This window comes from Luteimonas terrae, assembly GCF_004358165.1.
Classification (GTDB): Bacteria; Pseudomonadota; Gammaproteobacteria; order Xanthomonadales; family Xanthomonadaceae; genus Luteimonas; species Luteimonas terrae.
Genome location: NZ_SMTG01000004.1, coordinates 304,291 through 324,583 on the forward strand (window position 1 = coordinate 304,291; position 20,293 = coordinate 324,583).

At 69.4% G+C, this 20,293-nt stretch carries 19 protein-coding genes; 10 read left to right on the forward strand and 9 right to left on the reverse strand.

Going from position 1 to position 20,293, the window contains the following annotated elements:
- Window position 1: 1 nt before the first annotated feature.
- The 3 genes from E2F49_RS10605 to E2F49_RS10615 are packed head-to-tail and all read right to left on the reverse strand — an operon-like array spanning window position 2 to window position 2,531.
- The gene (locus E2F49_RS10605; protein ID WP_133393856.1) at window positions 2-1,201 is read right to left on the reverse strand and encodes a COX15/CtaA family protein; all 1,200 of its coding nucleotides are present in this window, start codon (window positions 1,199-1,201) and stop codon (window positions 2-4) included.
- Complete coding sequence (locus tag E2F49_RS10610; protein ID WP_133393857.1) at window positions 1,201-1,800, reverse strand: hypothetical protein; 600 nt, start codon at window positions 1,798-1,800, stop codon at window positions 1,201-1,203. The genes E2F49_RS10605 and E2F49_RS10610 overlap by 1 nt, the downstream gene beginning before the upstream one ends.
- Complete coding sequence (locus E2F49_RS10615; protein WP_133393858.1) at window positions 1,797-2,531, reverse strand: SURF1 family protein; 735 nt, start codon at window positions 2,529-2,531, stop codon at window positions 1,797-1,799. Before E2F49_RS10615 ends, E2F49_RS10610 begins: the two co-directional genes overlap by 4 nt.
- 65 nt (window positions 2,532-2,596) lie before the next feature.
- Between E2F49_RS10615 and E2F49_RS10620 the strand changes: the two genes are divergently transcribed.
- The gene (locus E2F49_RS10620) at window positions 2,597-2,815 is read left to right on the forward strand and encodes a twin transmembrane helix small protein (protein ID WP_055252032.1); all 219 of its coding nucleotides are present in this window, start codon (window positions 2,597-2,599) and stop codon (window positions 2,813-2,815) included.
- A gap of 53 nt (window positions 2,816-2,868) precedes the next feature.
- Here E2F49_RS10620 and E2F49_RS10625 read toward each other — a convergent pair whose 3' ends face one another.
- From E2F49_RS10625 to coxB, 5 genes are read right to left on the reverse strand one after another with little or no spacing between them, the layout of a single operon-like run.
- The gene (locus E2F49_RS10625; protein WP_055252030.1) at window positions 2,869-3,750 is read right to left on the reverse strand and encodes a cytochrome c oxidase subunit 3; all 882 of its coding nucleotides are present in this window, start codon (window positions 3,748-3,750) and stop codon (window positions 2,869-2,871) included.
- Window positions 3,751-3,799: 49 nt separating this feature from the next.
- Window positions 3,800-4,426, reverse strand: a complete 627-nt coding sequence (locus E2F49_RS10630) for a cytochrome c oxidase assembly protein (protein ID WP_425481370.1) — start codon at window positions 4,424-4,426, stop codon at window positions 3,800-3,802.
- On the reverse strand, window positions 4,423-4,548 hold the full coding sequence (locus E2F49_RS16730) for a hypothetical protein (protein ID WP_279487348.1): 126 nt from the start codon (window positions 4,546-4,548) through the stop codon (window positions 4,423-4,425). The genes E2F49_RS10630 and E2F49_RS16730 overlap by 4 nt, the downstream gene beginning before the upstream one ends.
- A gap of 11 nt (window positions 4,549-4,559) precedes the next feature.
- The gene (gene ctaD / locus E2F49_RS10635; RefSeq protein ID WP_055251137.1) at window positions 4,560-6,188 is read right to left on the reverse strand and encodes a cytochrome c oxidase subunit I; all 1,629 of its coding nucleotides are present in this window, start codon (window positions 6,186-6,188) and stop codon (window positions 4,560-4,562) included.
- 21 nt (window positions 6,189-6,209) lie between these two features.
- Window positions 6,210-7,187 (reverse strand): cytochrome c oxidase subunit II, encoded by a 978-nt coding sequence (coxB, locus tag E2F49_RS10640; protein WP_055251135.1) that lies wholly within the window; start codon window positions 7,185-7,187, stop codon window positions 6,210-6,212.
- Window positions 7,188-7,398: 211 nt separating this feature from the next.
- Between coxB and E2F49_RS10645 the strand changes: the two genes are divergently transcribed.
- The 3 genes from E2F49_RS10645 to E2F49_RS10655 all read left to right on the forward strand — a co-directional run bounded on the left by E2F49_RS10645 (window position 7,399) and on the right by E2F49_RS10655 (window position 12,424).
- Window positions 7,399-8,049: a hypothetical protein gene (locus tag E2F49_RS10645; protein ID WP_133393859.1), complete on the forward strand. Its 651-nt coding sequence runs from the start codon at window positions 7,399-7,401 to the stop codon at window positions 8,047-8,049.
- A 96-nt stretch (window positions 8,050-8,145) separates the two neighbouring features.
- The gene (gene putA, locus E2F49_RS10650) at window positions 8,146-11,328 is read left to right on the forward strand and encodes a bifunctional proline dehydrogenase/L-glutamate gamma-semialdehyde dehydrogenase PutA (protein ID WP_133393860.1); all 3,183 of its coding nucleotides are present in this window, start codon (window positions 8,146-8,148) and stop codon (window positions 11,326-11,328) included.
- A gap of 181 nt (window positions 11,329-11,509) precedes the next feature.
- Window positions 11,510-12,424 (forward strand): AEC family transporter, encoded by a 915-nt coding sequence (locus E2F49_RS10655; RefSeq protein ID WP_133393861.1) that lies wholly within the window; start codon window positions 11,510-11,512, stop codon window positions 12,422-12,424.
- A 132-nt stretch (window positions 12,425-12,556) separates the two neighbouring features.
- Here E2F49_RS10655 and E2F49_RS10660 read toward each other — a convergent pair whose 3' ends face one another.
- Window positions 12,557-13,903, reverse strand: a complete 1,347-nt coding sequence (locus tag E2F49_RS10660; RefSeq protein ID WP_133393862.1) for an OmpP1/FadL family transporter — start codon at window positions 13,901-13,903, stop codon at window positions 12,557-12,559.
- A 224-nt stretch (window positions 13,904-14,127) separates the two neighbouring features.
- On the opposite strand from E2F49_RS10660, the gene E2F49_RS10665 reads away from it, so the two are divergent.
- From E2F49_RS10665 to E2F49_RS10690, 6 genes are all read left to right on the forward strand, one after another.
- Window positions 14,128-14,826 carry a rhomboid family intramembrane serine protease gene (locus E2F49_RS10665; protein WP_133394114.1) on the forward strand — a complete coding sequence of 233 codons (699 nt, stop codon included), beginning with the start codon at window positions 14,128-14,130 and terminating at the stop codon, window positions 14,824-14,826.
- A gap of 21 nt (window positions 14,827-14,847) precedes the next feature.
- The gene (locus E2F49_RS10670) at window positions 14,848-15,168 is read left to right on the forward strand and encodes a DUF1820 family protein (protein ID WP_133393863.1); all 321 of its coding nucleotides are present in this window, start codon (window positions 14,848-14,850) and stop codon (window positions 15,166-15,168) included.
- A gap of 80 nt (window positions 15,169-15,248) precedes the next feature.
- Window positions 15,249-16,934: an electron transfer flavoprotein-ubiquinone oxidoreductase gene (locus tag E2F49_RS10675; RefSeq protein WP_133393864.1), complete on the forward strand. Its 1,686-nt coding sequence runs from the start codon at window positions 15,249-15,251 to the stop codon at window positions 16,932-16,934.
- Window positions 16,935-17,056: 122 nt separating this feature from the next.
- Complete coding sequence (locus E2F49_RS10680) at window positions 17,057-17,572, forward strand: c-type cytochrome (protein ID WP_133393865.1); 516 nt, start codon at window positions 17,057-17,059, stop codon at window positions 17,570-17,572.
- A 70-nt stretch (window positions 17,573-17,642) separates the two neighbouring features.
- Window positions 17,643-19,349 carry an ExeM/NucH family extracellular endonuclease gene (locus tag E2F49_RS10685; RefSeq protein ID WP_133393866.1) on the forward strand — a complete coding sequence of 569 codons (1,707 nt, stop codon included), beginning with the start codon at window positions 17,643-17,645 and terminating at the stop codon, window positions 19,347-19,349.
- Window positions 19,350-19,604: 255 nt separating this feature from the next.
- The gene (locus E2F49_RS10690; protein ID WP_133393867.1) at window positions 19,605-20,273 is read left to right on the forward strand and encodes an alpha/beta hydrolase; all 669 of its coding nucleotides are present in this window, start codon (window positions 19,605-19,607) and stop codon (window positions 20,271-20,273) included.
- The last annotated feature ends 20 nt before the right edge of the window (window positions 20,274-20,293 follow it).

Genomic DNA, 20,293 nt, shown 5'->3' on the forward strand with positions numbered 1-20,293 from the left:
GTCAGTCCGGCGTCTTCAGGCGCGCGAGCAGCGACACCAGCACGAACAGCAGCAGCGCCGCGCCCCCGTTGTGCATCACCGCGACCGGCAACGGCAGCGCGAGCTTGACGTTGAGGATGCCCAGCGCGACCTGCGCGCAGCTCAGCAGTCCCAGCGCGACCGCCCAGCCGCGCAGGCCCGGCGTGCGCATCAGGCGCACGACGAACGCGAGCAGGTACGCGAACACGGCGATCGCCATGACCCGATGCGCCAGCTGGATGGCCACGCGCGCCGCGCCGTCGAGCACGCCGCCCTCGTAGTCCACGCCGACGCCGCGCCACAGCACGAAGCCTTCGCGGAAGTCCGCGTGCGGCCACCACTCGCCGACGCACTTGGGGAAATCGACGTAATGGTGCACGTCGGTCACCCAGCCGCCGGCGCCGCACGACAGCGCGGCGTAGTTCGCGCTGACCCAGCCGCCGAGTGCGATCTGCACACCGACGAACCCAAGCGCACCGAGCGTCCAGCGCCGCAGCGCGGGTGCGTCGACCAGCACGATCGGCTGCACCGTCGCCCGCCACGCCATCCACAGCAGCAGCGAGAACGTCAGCATGCCGCCGAGCAGGTGACCCATGACGATCACCGGCTTGAGCAGCATGGTGACCGTCCATTTGCCGAGCAGCGCCTGGAAGATCACCACCGCCAGCGTCAACGCCGCCGCGCGCGCCAGGTCGATGTTCGACCAGCGCAAAGCCGCCAGCAGCAGGATCGCCTCGCCCAGCGCCGCGACGCCGAGCGCGGCCATGACGTGGCCCTGCATGTACAGCGGAATCGCGACCGCGACCAGCGTCGAGGCGCCGACGATCTGGAGCACGCCGAAGCGGCGCTTGCGTGCGGCCAGCAGCGCCAGCATCAGCACCAGCACGCCCAGCGACGCCGCCAGATGGCGGTGCACCTGTTCGCGCCAGGCCTTGTGCGACTCGAACTCGCGGATCGCGGTCGCGGCGTGGTCGACGACCTCGCTCGCGGCCTGCGGCCAGGCGGCGCGGCCGTAACACGTGGGCCAGTCCGGGCAGCTGAGGCCGGCGTCGGACAGACGCACGAAGGCGCCGAACACGATCACGCACAGCGTCAGCGCCGTCGCCAGCCACGCGATGCGGTGAAAGTGCTTGTAGGTCGCCGGGCGGAACGAGGTCGCGCGCGCGGGAGGCGTGTGGGTCATCACTTGAGTTTCAGCAGCTTGGCCATGTCGCTGCGCAGATCGCCCGGATCGAAGCCCGGGGCGTAGCGCAGGATCACGAACCCGTTCGGGTCCACGACATAGGCGGGGACGCCATTGTCCGCCTCGCCGGACCCGCCGTCGACGCGCGGCAGTGCTGTGCGCAGGGTCGGGTCAGCTTCGACCACCCGCCAGGCACTGTTGCGAACGGCGCCGTCCGGCACGGAACCGGCCCACAAGATGTCGACATGATCGGCATTGCGGCCGAACAGCTGCCAGACCAGATCGAGCTGCTGCGACAATCGGACGCAGTCCTGCGCGCAGCCCGCCGGCGGTGCGACGAGGATGCGCCAGCGCCGCTCGACCGGGCGCCAGTCGTAGGTGCCGCCGTCGCTCAGATGCAGCGGATGCATGCGCAGGTCGGCGGGCGGGTCGAGCAGCTCGCCCTTGTTCTGCATGCCCGCCGGGCGCCAGCCGGAAAACCGCAGGGCGCCCGCGACGACCGCGCTGCCGAGGAACAGCACCACGATCAGCGCCAGCAGCGCGCGGTTGCGGTTGCGCTGCCCGGGCGGCAACAGGGGTTCGGCGGGAATCAGGGTCATCGACGACGCTTCCGGAACGTGAGCACGAGGGCGATGACGAGCACCGCGAGCGCCAGCCCGAACCATTGCACGGCGTAGCCGAGGTGCTTGTCGGGCGGCAGGGTGTTGGGCAGGACATCGAGATCGCGCGCATAGCCGACGTCGAGCGCCGGATCGACGCGCAGCACCCGCGGCGGCAAGGCGGGCAGTCCGGCATCGGCGGCGATCTCATCCAGCTCGATGCGGGTCATCAGCACCGCATCGCCCGGCGCCAGGGCCGGACCGAGGGCGAGCCCGGCCGATGGCGGCGGCGCCAGCAGACCGCGCAACGCCATGTCGCGACCGAGCAGGCCGTCACCGCGCACGACGGCCGCCTCGGGCAGCCGCGTCGCGCGGTCGGCGAGCGGCGTCCAGCCCAGGTCGACCAGCAGCGGCGCCGCATCGACCGGCGCGAACAGGCGGTACACGCGCAGGCCCGGCACGCCGGCGTGGATCTGGTTGTCGAGCACGAAGGCCGGCCGGTCGACGAAGCGGCCCTGCCCCGCGCTCCAGTCGTAGTCGCGGGCCCGCGCGGCGTCGCCGGCGACCGACAGCGGCAGCGCCGTGCGCGCTGCCAGCGTCGCCTCGACGGCGTCGAGCATGGCCTGCTTCTGGTGCATCCGCGACAGCTGCCACTGGCCCAGCGACACGAACGCGACGATCGCGAGCACGGCCGCGGTCCAGCCGACGATGAAGGTCGTGCGGGAACTCATGCGGCGCGCCCGCCGGGCTGCGATACTCGCCACACACGCCACGTGCCCGGGAGATTGCGATGGTGATGAACGATTCGCTCAAGACGCTGCTGATCATCGCCTTCGTGCTGCTGATCCTGTGGAACCTCGGCAGCGCGCTGTACTACATGATGACCGACAAGGGCACGACCGACCGCACGGTCAAGGCGCTCACGCGTCGCATCGGCCTGTCGGTCGGCCTGATCCTGCTGGTGCTGCTGGCGATCTGGATGGGCTGGATCAAGCCGCATGGCGTCTACGGCTGAGGCCGGAAAATGAGAGGGGCGGCGACGATGCGCCGCCCGGCGTCGACGCGTCGTCAGACGACGTAGACGAACAGGAACAGGATCAGCCACACCACGTCGACGAAGTGCCAGTACCAGGCCACCGCTTCGAACGCGAAGTGGTTCTCCTTGGTGAAATGGCCGCGGTAGCAGCGCAGCCAGATCACGATCAGCATGATCGTGCCCAGCGTCACGTGCGCGCCGTGGAAGCCGGTGAGCATGAAGAACGTCGAGCCGTAGATGCCCGAGCCCAGCGTGAGATTCAGGTCGCGGTAGGCGTGGACGTATTCCTCGACCTGGAAGAACAGGAACACGCAGCCCAGCAGGATCGTCGCGCCCAGGAACACCAGCAGTTGGGTGCGATGCGCGGCGCGCAGCGCGTGGTGCGCGATGGTGATGGTGATGCCCGACGCCAGCAGGATCAGCGTATTGAGCAGCGGCAGGCCCCAGGCCGGAATCGTCTGGAACGCGCCACCGACATCGCCCGGGCCGGCCGACGGCCAGGCCGCGCTGTAGCCGTCCCACAGCACCGAATTGGTCATCGCGCCGCTGCCCTCGCCGCCCAGCCACGGCAACGACAGCGTGCGCGCGTAGAACAGCGCGCCGAAGAACGCGGCGAAGAACATGATCTCCGAGAAGATGAACCACACCATCCCCATGCGGAACGACACGTCGACCTGCTTGTTGTAGTAGCCCGACACCGACTCGAGGATCACGTCGGCGAACCACTTGAACAGGATCAGCGCCAGCACCGCGATGCCGACGAAGAACATCGGACGTCCCCAGCTGGCCTCGTTGAACCAGCTGGCCAGGCCCAGCATCGTGACAAACAGGGCGACCGAGGCGAACACCGGCCACTTGCTGTCATGCGGGACGAAATAGATGTCGGGGTCCTGCTCGGGCTTGGCGTGGGCCATGGCGGTGTCCGGATCGTCTGGTGCGTGGTTCGGAAGGCGTGCGCTGCGCTCAGGGCGCGGCGGCGACACCGGGAAGAGTGCGTGCCGGCGCCGCCTGGGCGTTCAGACGCGAGGTGAGGACATCGTTCTTGAAGAAGGTGTAGCTCAGCGTGACCGTGTTGACCTCGGCCGGCAACGACGGGTCGATGATGAAGCGCACCGGCATGTCGCGGGTCTCGCCGGCCTGCAGCGTCTGCGCGGTGAAGCAGAAGCATTCGGTCTTCTGGAAGAAGCCCGATGCGCGCGCCGGTGCCACCGATGGCGTGGCGCTGCCGACGACCGGCGAGGTGCTGTCGTTGTGGGCGTAGTACGTGGTCTCGTACTGCTCGCCCACGCGCACGCGCATGCGCGTTTCGTTGGGCCGGAACGACCACGGCAGGCGCGAGTTCACGGTCGCGTCGAACTCCACCGTCACCCAACGCTCGGCCGGCGTGGCGGCCGTCGCCGGTGCGGCGACCGCGCTGTTCTCCAGACGGATGCCGAACACCTTCTCGCAGGCGATGCGGTACAGCGGCACCAGCGAGAAGGTGAAGGCGAACGCGACGACCGAGATGCCGACCAGCTTGCCGATGCCGAAGGTCTTCGGCTTCGGCGCGGCGTTCGCCTGCGGGTCGGGCGTGGGCATCGCGTCGCTCATGCCAGCAGCACCCCGCGCGCGATGAAGCCGACGTAGACCAGCGCCGCGACCGCCGCGATGACGAGCGCCGTGCGCCGGGCGCGACGGCGGCGTTCCGCGAGATCGAAGTCGGGGTCGGTCATCGCACAGGTCATCAGTGGCTGATGTCGTCGTGGGCCAGATCGCCCGGCTTGAGCACCGGCGGCTTGGCGAAGGTGTGGTGCGGCGCCGGCGACGGCACCGTCCACTCCAGGCCCTTGGCGCCTTCCCACGAACGCGCCGCGGCCGGCGCGCCGCGCAGCTTGGAGTGCAGCAGGATGGCGAACATCATGAAGGGCGTGGCGAACATGCCGAAGGCGCCGATCGAACTGATCAGATTCCAGTCCGCGAACACGACGTTGTAGTCGGGAATGCGGCGCGGCATGCCGGCCAGGCCGAGGAAGTGCTGCGGGAAGAACAGCAGGTTGACGAAGACGATCGTCCACCAGAAGTGCACCTTCGCCCAGAACTCGCTGTACATCCGACCGGTCCACTTCGGCCACCAGTAGTAGGTGGCCGCGATGATCGAGAACAGCGCGCCGGTCACCAGCACGTAGTGGAAGTGCGCGACCACGAAGTAGGTGTCGTGGTACTGGAAGTCGGCCGGCACGATCGCGAGCATCAGGCCCGAGAAACCGCCGATGGTGAACAGGATCACGAACGCGATCGCCCACAGCATCGGCGCCTCGAACGTCATCGCGCCGCGCCACATCGTCGAGACCCAGTTGAACACCTTCACGCCGGTCGGAATCGCGATCAGCATCGTCGCGAACATGAAGTAGATCTCGCCGCCGAGCGGCATGCCCACCGTGAACATGTGGTGGGCCCAGACGATGAAGCTCAGGAACGCGATCGATGCGGTCGCGTAGACCATCGCCTGGTAACCGAACAGCGGCTTGCGGCTGAAGGTCGGAATGATCTCGCTGACGACGCCGAAGGCCGGCAGGATCATGATGTAGACCTCGGGATGCCCGAAGAACCAGAAGATGTGCTGGTACATCACCGGGTCGCCGCCGCCGGCGGCGTTGAAGAACGAGGTCATGAAGAACTTGTCGGTCAGCAGCATCGTGACCGCGCCGGCCAGCACCGGCATCACCGCGATCAGCAGGAACGCGGTGATCAGCCAGGTCCAGCAGAAGATCGGCATCTTCAACAGGTCCACGCCCGGGGCGCGCATGTTGAGGATGGTCGCGATGACGTTGATCGCGCCCATGATCGAGCTGATGCCCATCATGTGGATGGCGAAGATCGTCATCGACACGTTGCTGCCGCCCTGCAGCGACAGCGGCGGGTAGAGCGTCCAGCCGCCGGCCGGGCCGCCGCCGGGCATGAACAGCGTCATCAGCAGCAGGGTGAAGGCGAACGGCAGGATCCAGAACGACCAGTTGTTCATGCGCGGCAGCGCCATGTCCGGCGCGCCGATCTGCAGCGGGATCATCCAGTTGGCGAGGCCCACGAAGGCCGGCATCACGCCGCCGAAGATCATCACCAGCGCATGCATGGTGGTCATCTGGTTGAAGAACGTCGGGCTGACGTGCTGCAGGCCCGGCACCGCGAGTTCGGTGCGGATGATCACGCTCATCGCCGCGCCGATGATGAACATCACGAACGAGAACAGCAGGTACAGCGTGCCGATGTCTTTGTGGTTCGTGGAGAAGAACCAGCGCTGGACGAAGCCCTGCTTGTGGGCGTGGTGATCGTCGTGGTGATGCGCGTCTGCGGTCACGGGGTGCGTCGTCGACATGTGCGTGTGTGCCTCGATCGATCAGCCGGCCGCGGGCGCGGCGGGGGCGGACGGGGACTGCGCGGCGGTGGCGGCTTCGCCCGGCGCCTGCGCTTCGGGTGCGGCAGGCGCGGCAGGTGCGGGATCGGCCGGGCCGGGCTCGCCCGGGACCGGGATCGCCGGCGCGTTCTTCGCCTTCTCGGCGGCCAGCCAGGTCTGGAACTCGGCCGGCGGCACCGCGCGCACGACGATCGGCATGAAGCCGTGGTCCTTGCCGCACAGTTCGGCGCACTGGCCGCGATAGACGCCCGGCTCGAGGATCTCGGTCCAGGCCTCGTTGACCAGGCCGGGAATCGCATCCTGCTTCCATCCGAAGGCCGGCACCCACCAGGAGTGGATCACGTCGTCGGCGGTGACGACGAAGCGGATCTTGGTGTTGGTCGGCAGCACCAGCGGGTTGTCGACGTCGAGCAGGTAGTGGCCGTGGGCGTCGAGCTCGGCGCGGGTCGTGCCGCGGTTCTGGCGCAGGCGGTCGCTCTCGCGGTCGAGACGGCTGGTCAGCGTGACGTCCTCGCCCATGTACTCGTACTTCCACATCCACTGCACGCCGGTGACCTTGACGGTCATCTCCGAGTCGCGGGTGTCGTACATCGCGATCAGCTTGTGCGTGGCCGGCACGGCCATGATCACCAGGATCACGATCGGCACGACCGTCCAGATGACCTCGGCCGTGGTGTTGTGGGTGAACGTCGCCGCGGTGACGCCGCGCGACTTGCGGAAGCGGAACATCGCCACCGCCATCGCACCGAACACCAGCACGCCGATCGCCACGCAGATCCACAGCGCGAGCATGTGCGCGTCGTACGCATGCTGGGCGGAGGTGGTGACACCGCGCCCCATGTTGAGCTGCCAGCGATGGGGATCGGCGGATTGCGCCAGAACGTTGGTGGATGCCAGAAGTGCCATCGCACCTCCCATCCACATTTTAAGACAAGCGCCTTGCTTCACATCGAACCCCATGCCTGGACTGGCCTTGGTGCTGGCGGGAACGCGTCCGTCCTCGCCCGGCGTGGGGTGCCGGGAGATATCTGCGCAGGAGCGGCGGCGTACTGCGGATAACGTCTGAATGGTAGCTGTCGATCTTCGGCAGGGGCAAGCCGCAGTGCGGCGACGCCACGCGGCCCCTCGGGAACACCCCAGTGGCGACGACCGCCAACGGACGTTATAGCCGATGCATCCCCCGCACGAGGCCACGCCGATGCCGCCGCGCCTGTATCTGGTTCCAACGCCCGCCCCCACCGGCGCGCGCCGTTCGCAGACCCTGCGGGCGCTGCCCGCCACCGACACCGCCAGCCGTCGCGGCTTCGGCGCGCTGCTGCCGACCCGCCAGCGTCTGAAGCTGGAACTGCGCGACGGCGACGGCCGGGGCGGCGTGTTCTCCGCCGACGACATCCTCGGCGCTGGCGCGCGCCGTCATGGCGAGCACGGCCCGCGCATGCGCCTGCCGGAATCGCTGGAGGGCAGCTTCGCCGATGCCGCCGCGCACTGCCTGGCCGCGGCCGAGTCGGTACTCGACCTGCACCGCACCCGGCTCTACCTCGACCCGCTCGACCGCAGCGGCACCGCGCGCGGCAACGGGCTGCTGATCGAGTGGCGCCAGCCGCACGGCGATGCGCCGATGATCGAGAGCGTGCCCTTGGACGCGTTCTGCAGCGGGCTCTGGCATCCGCGTGCCGGCGCCCTGCCACCGCATCACGGCGCGGCGCTGGTCGAACTGGCCGCCTGCATGCCGCGCCTGCTGCAGCCGCTGACCGCGCTGGCGGCCTCGCACTCGCGGGTCCGCTTCGCGCTGCGCACGTTCGACGCCCCGCGCATCGCCTGAACACGTCGCGCGGGGCGATTCCGCCTCCTGGCGCACGGCGGCGGACAGGGGCGGCAGGCTAGAATTCCGCTTCTGTCCTGAGCCGGTCGTCCCGCCTTGAACGCCAGTCCGTCGCCCGCCGTCCCCGCGACCTCCCTCCAGCCGCTGCGGACCGCGATCACCGCGGCCTGGACGGCCGATGAAACCGAACGCGTGCAGGCCCTGCTGGCCGACGCGCGCCAGCCCGACGCCGACCGCGCCGCCATCCAGGCCACCGCCGCCGATCTGGTGCGCCGCGTGCGCCTGCGCGCGCAGGACCGTGGCGCGATCGAAGCCTTCATGCAGCAGTACGACCTCGGCAGCGAGGAAGGCGTGCTGCTGATGTGCGTGGCCGAGGCGCTGCTGCGCATTCCCGACGAGGACACTGCCGACCGCCTGATCCGCGACAAGCTCGGCGAGGCGGACTGGAAGAAGCACATGGGACAGTCCGACTCGGTGCTGGTCAACGCTTCCACCTGGGGCCTGATGCTGACCGGCCGCCTGGTCGATCTGGCCGACGAGACCAAGCGCAACGTCCACAACGCCTTCAAGCGTCTGGTCGGCCGCGTCGGCGAGCCGGTGATCCGTCTGGCCGTGCGCCAGGCGATGCGCATCATGGGCCACCAGTTCGTCATGGGACGCACCATCGGCGAGGCGCTGACCCGTTCGCGCAAGGGCGACAACGCCGCCTATCGCTACTCGTTCGACATGCTCGGCGAGGCCGCGCTGACCCAGCGCGATGCCGACCGCTATCTGAAGGCCTACCAGGATGCGATCGATGCGATCGGGCGTTCGGGCAGCTTCAGCGACGAGATCGCCGCGCCGTCGATCTCGGTCAAGCTCTCGGCCCTGCATCCGCGCTACGAACACGCCAAGCGCGAGCGCGTGCTGGCCGAACTCGCGCCGCGCCTGCGTGATCTGGCGCAGCGCGCGAAGGGCTACCGCATCGGCCTGACCGTCGACGCCGAGGAAAGCGACCGCCTCGAACTCTCGCTCGACGTCATCGAGACCGCGCTCGTCGATGCCTCGCTGGCCGGTTGGCACGGCTTCGGCATCGTCGTGCAGGCCTACCAGAAGCGTGCGCCGTTCGTAATCGACTGGATCGCAGCGCTCGCCCGCGCGCACGGCCGCCGCATCCCGGTGCGCCTGGTCAAGGGCGCGTACTGGGACAGCGAGGTCAAGCGCGCCCAGATCGAAGGCCATCCGGGCTATCCGGTCTTCACCCGCAAGCCCAATACCGACGTCAGCTATCTGGCCAACGCACGCCGCCTGCTGTCGGCGACGGACGCGATCTATCCGATGTTCGCCACGCACAACGCGCACACCATCGCCGCGGTGCATCGTCTCGCGCAGGGCGTGCTGCCGAACGGTGCGGTCGCGCGCACGTCCTACGAGTTCCAGAAGCTGCACGGCATGGGCGACGACCTGTATGCCGAAGTGATTCCGGCCGATCGCCTCGACGTGGCCTGCCGCGTCTACGCGCCGGTGGGGTCGCACGAGGACCTGCTGCCGTACCTGGTGCGCCGCCTGCTCGAGAACGGCGCGAACTCCAGCTTCGTCAACCGCATCAGCGACGAGGACGTCGCGATCGACGACCTGATCCGCGATCCGGTCGAAGTGGTCGCCGCGTTCGAATCCATTCCCCACCCCCGCATCCCGCTGCCGGTCGATCTGTTCCGCAGCCAATCGCACGACAGGAGCAACTCCATGGGCGTCAACCTCGCCAACGACGCAGCGCTCGAATCGCTCGCCGGGCAGATCCGCAGCGCGACGACGACCTGGTCGGCGACGCCGCTGGTGCCCGGTGCGCAGCCTGCAGGCACGAAGATCGAGGTGACCAACCCGGCCGACCGCCGCATGCACGTCGGCGACTGGCTGCCGGCCGACAGCGCCACCGTCGAACGCGCGCTGGTCAACGCGGTGGCCGCGCAGCCGGCCTGGGACGCGACGCCGGCCGCCTCGCGCGCCGCGATTCTCGAACACGCCGCCGACCTGCTCGAGCAGCGCATGCCGCAGTTCATCGCGCTGTGCACGCGCGAAGCCGGCAAGACCATTCCCGACGGCGTCGCCGAAGTGCGCGAGGCCGTGGATTTCCTGCGCTACTACGCCGGTCAGGCGCGCAGCGCCTTCGTGCCCGAGGCGCTGCCCGGCCCGACCGGCGAGTCGAATGCGCTGCAGCTCGCCGGCCGCGGCGTGTTCGTGTGCATCAGCCCGTGGAACTTCCCGCTGGCGATCTTCGCCGGCCAGATCGCGGCCGCGCTCGCCGCCGGCAACAGCGTGCTGGCCAAGCCCGCCGAGCAGACCACGCTGGTCGGCTTCGAAGCGGTGAAGCTGCTGCACGAAGCGGGCATTCCGAAGGACGTGCTGCAGTACCTGCCGGGCGACGGCGCGACCGTCGGCGCGGCGCTGACGTCCGACCCGCGCGTGGCAGGCGTCGCCTTCACTGGCTCGACCGAAACCGCGCGTGCGATCAACCGCGCGCTGGCCGCACGTGACGCCGCGATCGGCGTGCTGATCGCCGAGACCGGCGGACAGAACGCACTGATCGCCGATTCCTCGGCGCTGCCCGAACAGCTGGTCAAGGACGCGCTGGCCTCGGCCTTCACCTCCGCCGGCCAGCGCTGTTCGGCGGCACGTGTGCTGTTCGTGCAGGCCGACATCGCCGACAAGGTGATCGGCATGATCGCCGGCGCGATGGCCGAACTGGTCGTCGGCGACCCGGCACTGCTGTCGACCGACGTCGGCCCGGTGATCGACACCGACGCCAAGGCGCTGCTCGACGAGCACGCGACGCGCATGCAGGGCGCAGCGAAGTTCATCGCCGAGGCGAAGCTGGGCGCCGGCACCGAACACGGCACTTTCTTCGCGCCGCGCGCCTGGGAACTGCAGTCGCTGTCGCAGCTGACCCGCGAGAACTTCGGCCCGGCGCTGCACGTGATCCGCTGGAACGCCGACCAGCTCGACGCCGTGGTCGATGCGATCAACGCGACCGGCTTCGGCCTGACGCTGGGCATCCACTCGCGCATCGACGAGACCGTGGAGCGCGTGATCCAGCGCGCGAAGGTCGGCAACGTCTACGTCAACCGCAACCAGATCGGCGCGGTCGTCGGCGTGCAGCCCTTCGGCGGCCAGAACCTGTCGGGCACCGGCCCCAAGGCCGGCGGTCCGCACTACCTGCCGCGCTTCGCGACCGAGAAGACCGTGACCATCAACACCACGGCGGCCGGCGGCAACGCGTCGCTGCTGACGCTCGGGGAGTAAGCGCGGTCTACGTTCGCCGCGGAAGACGGCGAACGTCCGGTCCAGCGCTCCACCGTCATCCCGGCATTCGCCGGGATGACGAGGCTCGGACAGCCGCCGACGCAGCGTCCCGCCTGTGGAACCACCGGTACGGGCGCGCGCCCTAGAATCACCGGCTCCCCACGTCACTCACCAGGCCCCCATGGCCTTCGACGCTTTTGCCCTGATCCTGGCGATGCTCGCGCTGGGCATGCTGTTCGCCCGCCTGCGGGCGATGCCGGCCAATGCCGCCGAGGTGCTCAACCTCGTCGTGCTTTACGTCTGCCTGCCGGCCGCGGTGCTGGTGAACGTGCCGAAACTGAAGTTCGACCCCGCGCTGGTCGGCGTGGCGGCGACGCCGTGGCTGCTGATGCTCGCCACGCTCGCGCTGGTGCTGCCGCTGTCGCGCTGGTTGCGCTTCGGCCGCGACGAAACCGCGGTCGTACTGCTGTGCGTGGCGCTGTGCAACAGCAGCTTCATCGGCTATCCGATGGTGTCGGCGCTGCTCGGCGCGGATGCGTTGCCGTACGCCGTGGTCTACGACCAGTTCGGCACCTTCGTGCTGCTGTCGACGTTCGGCCTGACCGTCCTCGCGCGCTACAGCGGCGACACGCCGCCGGGCTGGCGCGACATTGCGCGTCGCATCGTGCGCTTTCCGCCGGTGTGGGCGCTGGCGTTCGGCCTGACGCTGATGCCGGCGGCGCCGCCGGCGTGGATCGCCGGCGCGCTGCAGAACCTGGCCGAGGCGATGCTGCCGTTGGCGATGCTGGCCGTGGGCCTGTCGATCCAGTTGCGCATGCCGCGCGACGAATTGCGGCCGCTGGCGACGGGCCTGCTGCTCAAGCTGCTGGTGATGCCGGCGATCGCACTGCCGCTGTCGCTGCTGTTTCGCATGTCCGGGACGATGCTGCAGGCGAACGTGCTGGAGTCGGCGATGCCGAGCATGATCACCGCCGCCGCGCTGGCGATCGCGCAGGGCCTGGCGCCGCGGCTGGCGGCGGCGCTGGTCGGCTACGGCATCCTGCTGTCGCTGGTGACCCTGCCGGCATGGGCGTGGGTGCTGGGGCGGTTCGCGTAACGGCGAGGCAGACGTCGCCTGGCGACGGGTTTCGCTGTGCGTTACCCATCCAGCGAAAGCTGCGCGCTCCCACAAACAGCAAAAAAAAAGCCCCGCCGAAGCGGGGCTTTTCCGTATCACGATGTCACCGGATCAGAAGCGGTACTGCGCCGACACGCCGAACAGGTTGGCATTGCCGTCGAAGTCGCCGGCCACACGGCTGCCGCCACTGGTGGTGTCGATCTTCGGGTCACGCGGCTCGATGCGGGTGTAGGCGAAGTTGACGTCGAACGCGTCGCTCATCGCCCAGGTCGCACCGACCGAGTAGAAGATGCGGTTCGCGTCGGGCAGGCGCGGGGTGCGGTGCGCCAGGCTGGTCGGGGTTTCGTCGTACGCGACGCCGCCACGCAGCTTCCAGCTGTCGTTGAGCTTGAACTCGGCGCCCACGGCGGCGAAATACGTGTCCTTCCACTCGAACGGCTCGACCGAATCCGGATCCGGGTTGTCGAACTGGATGCGCACTTCGCGCAGCGACGACCAGCCGGTCTCGGCGTAGGTGGCCGACAGCATCAGCGCGTCGTTGACCTGCCAGGTGGCGCCGATGTTGAGGATCGACGGCGTGGTGAGATCGGCGGTGACCGGGCCGTCCAGGAACAGCGGACGGGTGGCCGGGCTGCTGTTGAACACGGCGCGGGCGTTGTCCGGCACGGTCCAGTCGGCGGTGCCGCTCAGCTCGTAGTCGATCTCGGAGCGGTAGCTGACGCCGATCGACACGTTGTCGGTCGGACGGAAGTGCGCACCGACCAGCCAGCCGAAGCCGTTGTCGTCGCCCTGCACTTCGGCCAGGCCGTCGGCGGCCTGCGGACGCGCGAACGGCAGCGGACGGGTCGCCGGGTTGGCGAACAGCAGCGAACCGAAGTCCACGGCCTTCGACAGGGTGACGTCGGCGCGCGAGGCGATGACGCCGATGCCGACCGAGAAGCGGTCGCCCAGATCGACGGCGCCCGACAGGGTCAGGTCGACGATCTTCACGTCCGAGGTCTGCGCGGCGTAGCGGCCGACCCAGCCGGCGTCGTATTCGGTCTTCAGACCGAACGGCGCGCTGACCATGGCGCCCAGTGCGACGCCGTTGTCGAGCTTGTGCACGACCGACAGGGCCGGGATCGGGGTCACGTCGCCGGCGTTGCCGCCGTTGCTGCCGGTCAGCGGACGGCCGAGCGCATCCTGGCCGCTGCCCTTGAATTCGTAGTTGAGGTCGATGACGGTCAGGTCGGCCTGCACCGTGGTGCCTTCGAACTGGGTCATCACCGCCGGGTTGTTGGTCACGACCGAGCTGTCGCCGGTCTTGGCCGCGGTGCCGGCGAACGCCGAACCCATCGACTTGACGCTGTTTTCCTTGAGCTGGAAGCCGGCTGCCTGAGCCTGGCCTGCGAACGCCAGGGCAGCGGCGATGCCGACGGCCAGGACGCTGGACTGCATGAAGCGGGGGTTGGTCGCCATCTGATCTCTCTCCCAAACAGGTTTTTTTGTCGTGTTGCTTCGCCCGGCGTCGACGGCGCCCCCTCCGTCCCCGCCACCTGTCGGAATTCCCCTCCCGAACGCGCGCAGCGGGCGCACTATACCGTACGAGTGCGTGTGGAAAACTTGCTGCAATGCCGCATCCCGGCGGCCTTGCGATGTCGCGCTTTACCGGCCTGCCGACGCCGCTCGACAATGGCGGTCCGATGTTCGTCTCGATCCCCAACCGCCACGCCCGCACGCCGCTCCGCTGGGCGGTGCCGATGCTGTGCGCGCTGCTGTGGGCGGCGTTCCTGTGGGCCAGCACGCGCTCGGCCAGCGAGCACTACGCCCTGCTGCTTGACTGGGGCGCGTTGTACGGCGGCCCGGTCGGCGCGGATGGCACATCGTCGCACTGGGTCGATGCCGGCGCCTGGCTGCGGCTGGTGACCGCGCTGTTCCTGCATGCGGACTGGGCGCACCTGCTCGGCAATCTGGTGTTCCTGATGATCTTCGGCCTGCCCGCCGAACGCCTGATGGGCGCGTGGCGCCTGCTGCTGCTGTTCCTCGTCGGCGGCGCGCTGGCGAACCTGTCGGCGGTGCTCGCGATCGGCGCGCCCGACCGGCTGATCATCGGCGCCAGCGGCTCGGTGTCGGCGCTGATCGGCGCGTACCTGGCGCTGTTCCCCCGCGCGCGCCTGGGCGTGGTGGTGCCGCTGGGCCTGTTCCTGGAATTCGTGCGCGCGCCGGCCTCGCTGCTGATCGGGCTGTGGGCGGTGCTGCAGGTGATCTTCGCCTACATCGGTCCGGCCTTCGGCGCAGTGGCGTGGACGGCGCATCTGGCCGGCTTCCTGTTCGGCGTGGTGTTCGCGCTGCTGTCGCGCCATGCGATCGGCCAGCGCCTGCGCCGGCTCAAGGGCTATTGAGCGGCGCTCTATAATCGACGCATGACAGGCAGGACGCTCTACAAGGTCACCTTCCTCACCCACGGCAAGGTCTACGAACTCTACGCACGCCAGGTCGAGAGCGGCCGGCTGTGGGGCTTCGTCGAAGTGTCGGAGCTGGTGTTCGACGTGCACGAGGGGCTGGTGGTGGACCCGACCGAAGAACGCCTTCAGGGCGAGTTCGGCAACACGCGCACGCTGCATCTGCCGATGCAGAGCGTGCTGCGCGTCGAGGAAGTCGAGAAGAAGGGCCAGTCGGCGATCCGCGACGCGGCCTCGGGCGAAGTGGTCACGCCCTTTCCGCTGCCCGCGCGGCCGCGCTGACCCGTCCACCCACGCGACCATCGCGTGGCGGCTGCAATGCTGGCCGCACCGCGCACCCAGGCTCAACGCCCAAGGCAACGATGACGACTCTCCAGGAACTGCTCGACACCCACGGCCCACGCGAATCGATGGAGTACGACGTCGTCGTCGTGGGCGCAGGCCCCGGCGGCCTGGCGACCGCCATCCGCCTCAAGCAGCTGGCCGCCGAGTCCGGCCGGGAAGTGTCGGTGTGCGTGCTGGAGAAAGGCTCCGAGCCGGGCGCGCACATCCTCTCGGGCGCGATCATCGACCCGCGCGCGCTGACCGAGCTGATTCCCGACTGGAAGGAGAAAGGCGCGCCGCTCAAGCAGGCGGTCACGCGCGACGAGTTCCTGTTCCTCGACGCCACTGGCGCGAAGTCCACGCCGGACTTCTTCCTGCCCGACTGCTTCAAGAACCACGGCAACTACATCGTCAGCCTCGGCGCGGTGACGCGCTGGCTGGCCACGCAGGCCGAAGCGCTGGGTGTCGAAATCTTCCCCGGCTTCGCTGCGGCCGAAGTGCTGTACGCCGACGACGGCAGCGTGCGCGGTGTCGCCACCGGCAACCTGGGCATCGGCAAGGACGGCGCACCGACCGCCGAGTTCCAGCTCGGCATGGAACTGCATGCGAAGTACACGATCTTCGCCGAAGGCTCGCGCGGCCAGCTCGGCCGCCAGCTGATCGCGAAGTTCGAGCTCGACGCAGGCCGCGACCCGCAGAGTTATGGCCTCGGCATCAAGGAGCTGTGGCAGGTCGACCCGACCAAGCACGAGCCGGGCTTGGTGGTGCACACCGCCGGCTGGCCGCTGACCGACGACACCTACGGCGGCTCGTTCCTGTATCACGCCGAGGACGGCAAGGTCGCGATCGGTCTGGTGGTGGGCCTGGACTACAGGAATCCGTGGCTGAGCCCGTTCGAAGAGTTCCAGCGCTTCAAGACGCACCCGGCGATCGCCAAGTATCTCGAAGGCGGCAAGCGCATCGGCTACGGCGCGCGTTCGATCACCGCCGGCGGCCTGCTGTCGATCCCCAAGCTCGTATTCCCCGGCGGCGCCTTCGTCGGCTGCGAGGCCGGCACGCTCAACGCCAGCCGCATCAAGGGCAGCCATGCGGCGATCAAGACCGGCATGCTCGCCGCCGAGGCCGCGTTCGCCGCGCTCGGCGAGAATCGCAGCGGCGACGAACTGGCCGCGTATCCGGTCGCGTTCGAAAGCAGCTGGCTGCACGCCGAACTGGCGCAGTCGAAGAACTTCAAGCAGTGGTTCAAGAAGGGCCGCACCACCGCGACGCTGATGACCGGCATCGAGCAGTGGCTGCTGCCGAAGCTCGGCATGCGCGTGCCGCCGTGGACGATCCACCGCGACAAGCCCGACCACGCGTGTCTGGAGCCGGCCGCAAAGCACACGAAAATCGACTATCCCAAGCCCGACGGCGTGCTGACCTTCGACCGTCTGAGCTCGGTGTACCTGTCGAGCACCAACCACGACGAGGACCAGCCGGCGCATCTGACGCTCAAGGACGCCTCGGTGCCGGTCGACGTGAACCTCGCGACCTATGCCGGTCCCGAGGCGCGCTACTGCCCGGCGGCGGTCTACGAATTCCTCGACGGTCCCGAGGGCCCGTTCCTGCGGATCAACGCGCAGAACTGCGTGCACTGCAAGACCTGCGACATCAAGGATCCGACGCAGAACATCGTGTGGGTCGCGCCGCAGGGCGGCGGCGGTCCGAACTACGCGGGGATGTAAGCGCGTCGCGCCCCGGGCGCGATGCCGCATCGCAGCAGGCGTGCAGGGCTCGGCATTCGGCGAACCCTGCCCGTATACTCGGCCGCAGCTGTGGCCGCAGGCCATGTCGCCAAGGGTGTTTCGTGCGTAATTACGATCTCGAATTCCTCAAGCGCTTCTCGATGGTCATCCTGTTCCTGACCGTCGTCACGCTGGGCCTGATGGTCGGGGCCTGGTTTCTGCACAAGTCGTTGCCGGTCGACGTGCCCGAAGGTGTCGCCAAGCGCACCGAGGCGCGCATCGCGCCGGTGGGCGCGGTCTACGCCGGTGCCACGGGCGCCGCATCGCAGGCCGCCGCGACGGCTGCAGCGGCGGCGTCTGCCGCGGCGCAGGTTGCCTACGGCGGCACCACCGACGGCTCGGTGATCTACCAGAACCTCTGCGCGGGCTGCCACACCTCGGGCGCCGGCGGCGCACCGACGCTGGACCACCAGCACTGGGACGCCCGCATCGCCCAGGGCACCGAAACGCTGTACCGCCATTCGATCGAAGGCTTCACCGGCGCGGCCGGCGTGATGCCGCCGCGCGGTGGCAATCCGGCGCTCAACGACGAGCAGATGCACGCCGCCGTCGACTGGATGATCGACAACCTCAAGTAATCCGCGGCGGGTATCGTGCCCGTCCCTGACGCCGCCCGCCCGGGCGGCGTCGTCGTCTGTGGAGTTTTCGATGTTCCGTCCCGTCGCCACCCTGCTCGCCTGCGCGCTGCTCGCCGCCTGCCAGTCCACCGCGCCCGCCCCGGCCGACGCCACCATCGCCATCGGCGAGCTGCATCGCGTGCCGATGGCCGGACCTGCGCAGATCGAAGGTCGCGTGACCGCGCGCTTCGAAGGCCTGGGCGGCTTCTTCGTGCAGGACGCGGGCGACGGCGATGCGGCGACGCCCGATGCCGTGTTCGTACAGGTGCCGGCCGGCCTGCCCTTGCCCGCGCTGGGCGCGCACGTGCGTGCGCTGGGCATGCGCGACGACGGCGACGTCGTGCGCCTGAAAGGCCAGCGCGTCGAGGTGCTGCCGACGCCGGCACCGGCGATCGCGCCGGTCGTGCTCGACGCGCCGCCCGCCGACTGGTCCGCGCTGGCCGGCACGTGGGTGCGCATCGCCGCGCCGCTGACCCTGACCGGCCAGCACGAGCGCACCCGGCGCGGCACGCTGGCCGCGAGCTTCGACGGTCGACTGTTCACGCCGACCGAAGTCGCGCGCCCCGGCGCCGGGGCCGCACGGGTCGCCGGCGACAACGCGCGCCGTCGCGTGCTGCTCGACGATGGTCGCGAAGAGGCGCCCGTCGACGGTCAGCTCTGGTATCTGCCCGACACCGCACAGGCGTTGCGCAGCGGCAGCGTGCTGACCGGTGTCGAAGGCGTGGTCGACCACCGTCATGGCGCGTGGCGCCTGCAGCTCACCGCGCCGCTGATACCGCAGCCGGCGTCGCGTCCGGAGGCGCCGGTGGTCGGCGGCGATGTGCGCGTGGCCGCATTCAATCTGCAGAACCTGTTCAACGGCGACGGCCGGGGAGGTGGCTTCCCGACGCCGCGCGGTGCGCGCACGCAGGCCGAACTGACGCGCCAGCTCGAAGGCCTGGTCGCGACGATCGTCGCGCTCGATGCCGACGTGGCTGCGCTGATGGAACTCGAGAACGACGGCTACGACGCGCAATCGAGCATCGCGATGCTGGTCGACGCGCTCAACGCCGAAGGACCGGCGCACGACTGGCGTTTCGTCGATGCCGGCACGGGGCCGGGCACCAACGCGATCCGCGTCGGCCTGATCTATCGCGCCACGCGCGTGCGCCCGAAGGGCCAACCGGCGATCCTCGACGGCGGTCCGTTCGCCGAACTCAGCCGCGTGCCGCTGGCGCAGGCCTTCGTGCCGCTGCGCAACGGGCGCGCGGACGGGCTGGATTTCAGCGTCGTCGCCGTGCACCTGAAATCGAAGGGCTGCAGCGAGGCCACCGGCGCGGACACCGACCAGCGCGACGGCCAGGCCTGCTGGAACGCGACCCGTGTCGACTCCGCGCAGCGCCTGCGCGACTGGCTCGCCACCGCGCCGACCGGCACCGCCGATCGCGTCGCCGTCGTCGGCGATTTCAACGCCTACGCGATGGAAGACCCGGTGCGCGTATTCACCGACGCCGGCTGGCGCGACCCGTTCGCCGGCGGCGATGGCGATACGCACTACAGCTTCGTGTTCGACGGCCAGGCCGGGCGTCTGGACCACCTGTTGCTCGGCCCGGCGCTCGCCGCGCGCGTGGCCGGCGCTGCGAAGTGGCACAGCAACGCCGACGAACCGGCCGACACGCGCGAGCGCGAATCGGCCGGACCGTGGCGCAGCTCGGACCACGATCCGCTGGTGGTGGGGCTGCGGCTGCGCGGTCGCTGAATCAGCAAGGTCCCGCATCGCATGATCAAAGCCTTCCCCCGCCTGCGGGGGAAGGTTGGATGGGGGCGAACCTCCAGTCCTCGCGAACTTCGGGTTCGAGCGACGTTTTCGATCTTTTTGCGCGTGGCGGGCTCCAGACAGCCGGAACGATCGCCCCCTCCCAGCCTCCCCCGCGAGCGGGGGAGGAGCGCCTTCCTAGCACGGGCCTTATATCCACCCACAGCCCCGTCGCAGCCGCGCCGGTATCATGCGCGCATGACGTCCCCCACGTTCCCCACCGCATCCGGGCCGCTGGTGCTGCCCGGTCCCGTCGGCGACCTCGAAGCCGCGATCGACCTGCCCGACGACGACGTCGCGGCGCTGCCGCTCGTCATCGTGGTCTGCCATCCGCTGCCCACCGAGGGCGGCACCATGCACAACAAGGTCGTCACGATGGTCGCGCGCTCGGCGCGCGAACTCGGCGCGACCTCGGTGCGCTTCAACTTCCGCGGCACCGGCGCGTCCGCGGGCACGTTCGACAACGGCGTCGGCGAGCTCGACGACCTGGCCGCCGTCGTCGACTGGGTCCGCCGCGAGCGGCCGGGCCACACGCTGTGGCTGGCCGGTTTCAGCTTCGGCGCCTACGTTTCGCTGCGTGCGGCCGACGCAGTGCAGCCCGACCTGCTGATCTCGGTCGCACCGCCGGCCGGTCGCTGGGATTTCGAGTCGATCGTGCTGCCGAGCTGTCCGTGGCTGGTGATCCAGGGCGAGAGCGACGAGATCGTCGATCCGCAGGCCGTGTACGACTGGCTCGAGACCAGTGGCGCGCAGGCCGAACTGGTGCGCATGCCCGAGACCAGCCACTTCTTCCATCGCCGCATGATCGATCTGCGCGGCGTGGTGAAGCACTGGCTCGAACCGCAACTGCCACGGGCCTCGGCGTGAGGGCATCGATGCGGGTCGCG

What these genes read in the sequence shown, in the direction of transcription:
- E2F49_RS10605 (WP_133393856.1), bottom strand. Translation starts at nt 1,201, where the DNA reads ATGACCCACACGCCTCCCGCGCGCGCGACCTCGTTCCGCCCGGCGACC.
- E2F49_RS10610 (WP_133393857.1), bottom strand. Translation starts at nt 1,800, where the DNA reads ATGACCCTGATTCCCGCCGAACCCCTGTTGCCGCCCGGGCAGCGCAAC.
- E2F49_RS10615 (WP_133393858.1), bottom strand. Translation starts at nt 2,531, where the DNA reads ATGAGTTCCCGCACGACCTTCATCGTCGGCTGGACCGCGGCCGTGCTC.
- E2F49_RS10620 (WP_055252032.1), top strand. Translation starts at nt 2,597, where the DNA reads ATGAACGATTCGCTCAAGACGCTGCTGATCATCGCCTTCGTGCTGCTG.
- E2F49_RS10625 (WP_055252030.1), bottom strand. Translation starts at nt 3,750, where the DNA reads ATGGCCCACGCCAAGCCCGAGCAGGACCCCGACATCTATTTCGTCCCG.
- E2F49_RS10630 (WP_425481370.1), bottom strand. Translation starts at nt 4,426, where the DNA reads ATGAGCGACGCGATGCCCACGCCCGACCCGCAGGCGAACGCCGCGCCG.
- E2F49_RS16730 (WP_279487348.1), bottom strand. Translation starts at nt 4,548, where the DNA reads ATGACCGACCCCGACTTCGATCTCGCGGAACGCCGCCGTCGCGCCCGG.
- ctaD (WP_055251137.1), bottom strand. Translation starts at nt 6,188, where the DNA reads ATGTCGACGACGCACCCCGTGACCGCAGACGCGCATCACCACGACGAT.
- coxB (WP_055251135.1), bottom strand. Translation starts at nt 7,187, where the DNA reads ATGGGGTTCGATGTGAAGCAAGGCGCTTGTCTTAAAATGTGGATGGGA.
- E2F49_RS10645 (WP_133393859.1), top strand. Translation starts at nt 7,399, where the DNA reads ATGCATCCCCCGCACGAGGCCACGCCGATGCCGCCGCGCCTGTATCTG.
- E2F49_RS10655 (WP_133393861.1), top strand. Translation starts at nt 11,510, where the DNA reads ATGGCCTTCGACGCTTTTGCCCTGATCCTGGCGATGCTCGCGCTGGGC.
- E2F49_RS10660 (WP_133393862.1), bottom strand. Translation starts at nt 13,903, where the DNA reads ATGGCGACCAACCCCCGCTTCATGCAGTCCAGCGTCCTGGCCGTCGGC.
- E2F49_RS10665 (WP_133394114.1), top strand. Translation starts at nt 14,128, where the DNA reads ATGTTCGTCTCGATCCCCAACCGCCACGCCCGCACGCCGCTCCGCTGG.
- E2F49_RS10670 (WP_133393863.1), top strand. Translation starts at nt 14,848, where the DNA reads ATGACAGGCAGGACGCTCTACAAGGTCACCTTCCTCACCCACGGCAAG.
- E2F49_RS10675 (WP_133393864.1), top strand. Translation starts at nt 15,249, where the DNA reads ATGACGACTCTCCAGGAACTGCTCGACACCCACGGCCCACGCGAATCG.
- E2F49_RS10685 (WP_133393866.1), top strand. Translation starts at nt 17,643, where the DNA reads ATGTTCCGTCCCGTCGCCACCCTGCTCGCCTGCGCGCTGCTCGCCGCC.
- E2F49_RS10690 (WP_133393867.1), top strand. Translation starts at nt 19,605, where the DNA reads ATGACGTCCCCCACGTTCCCCACCGCATCCGGGCCGCTGGTGCTGCCC.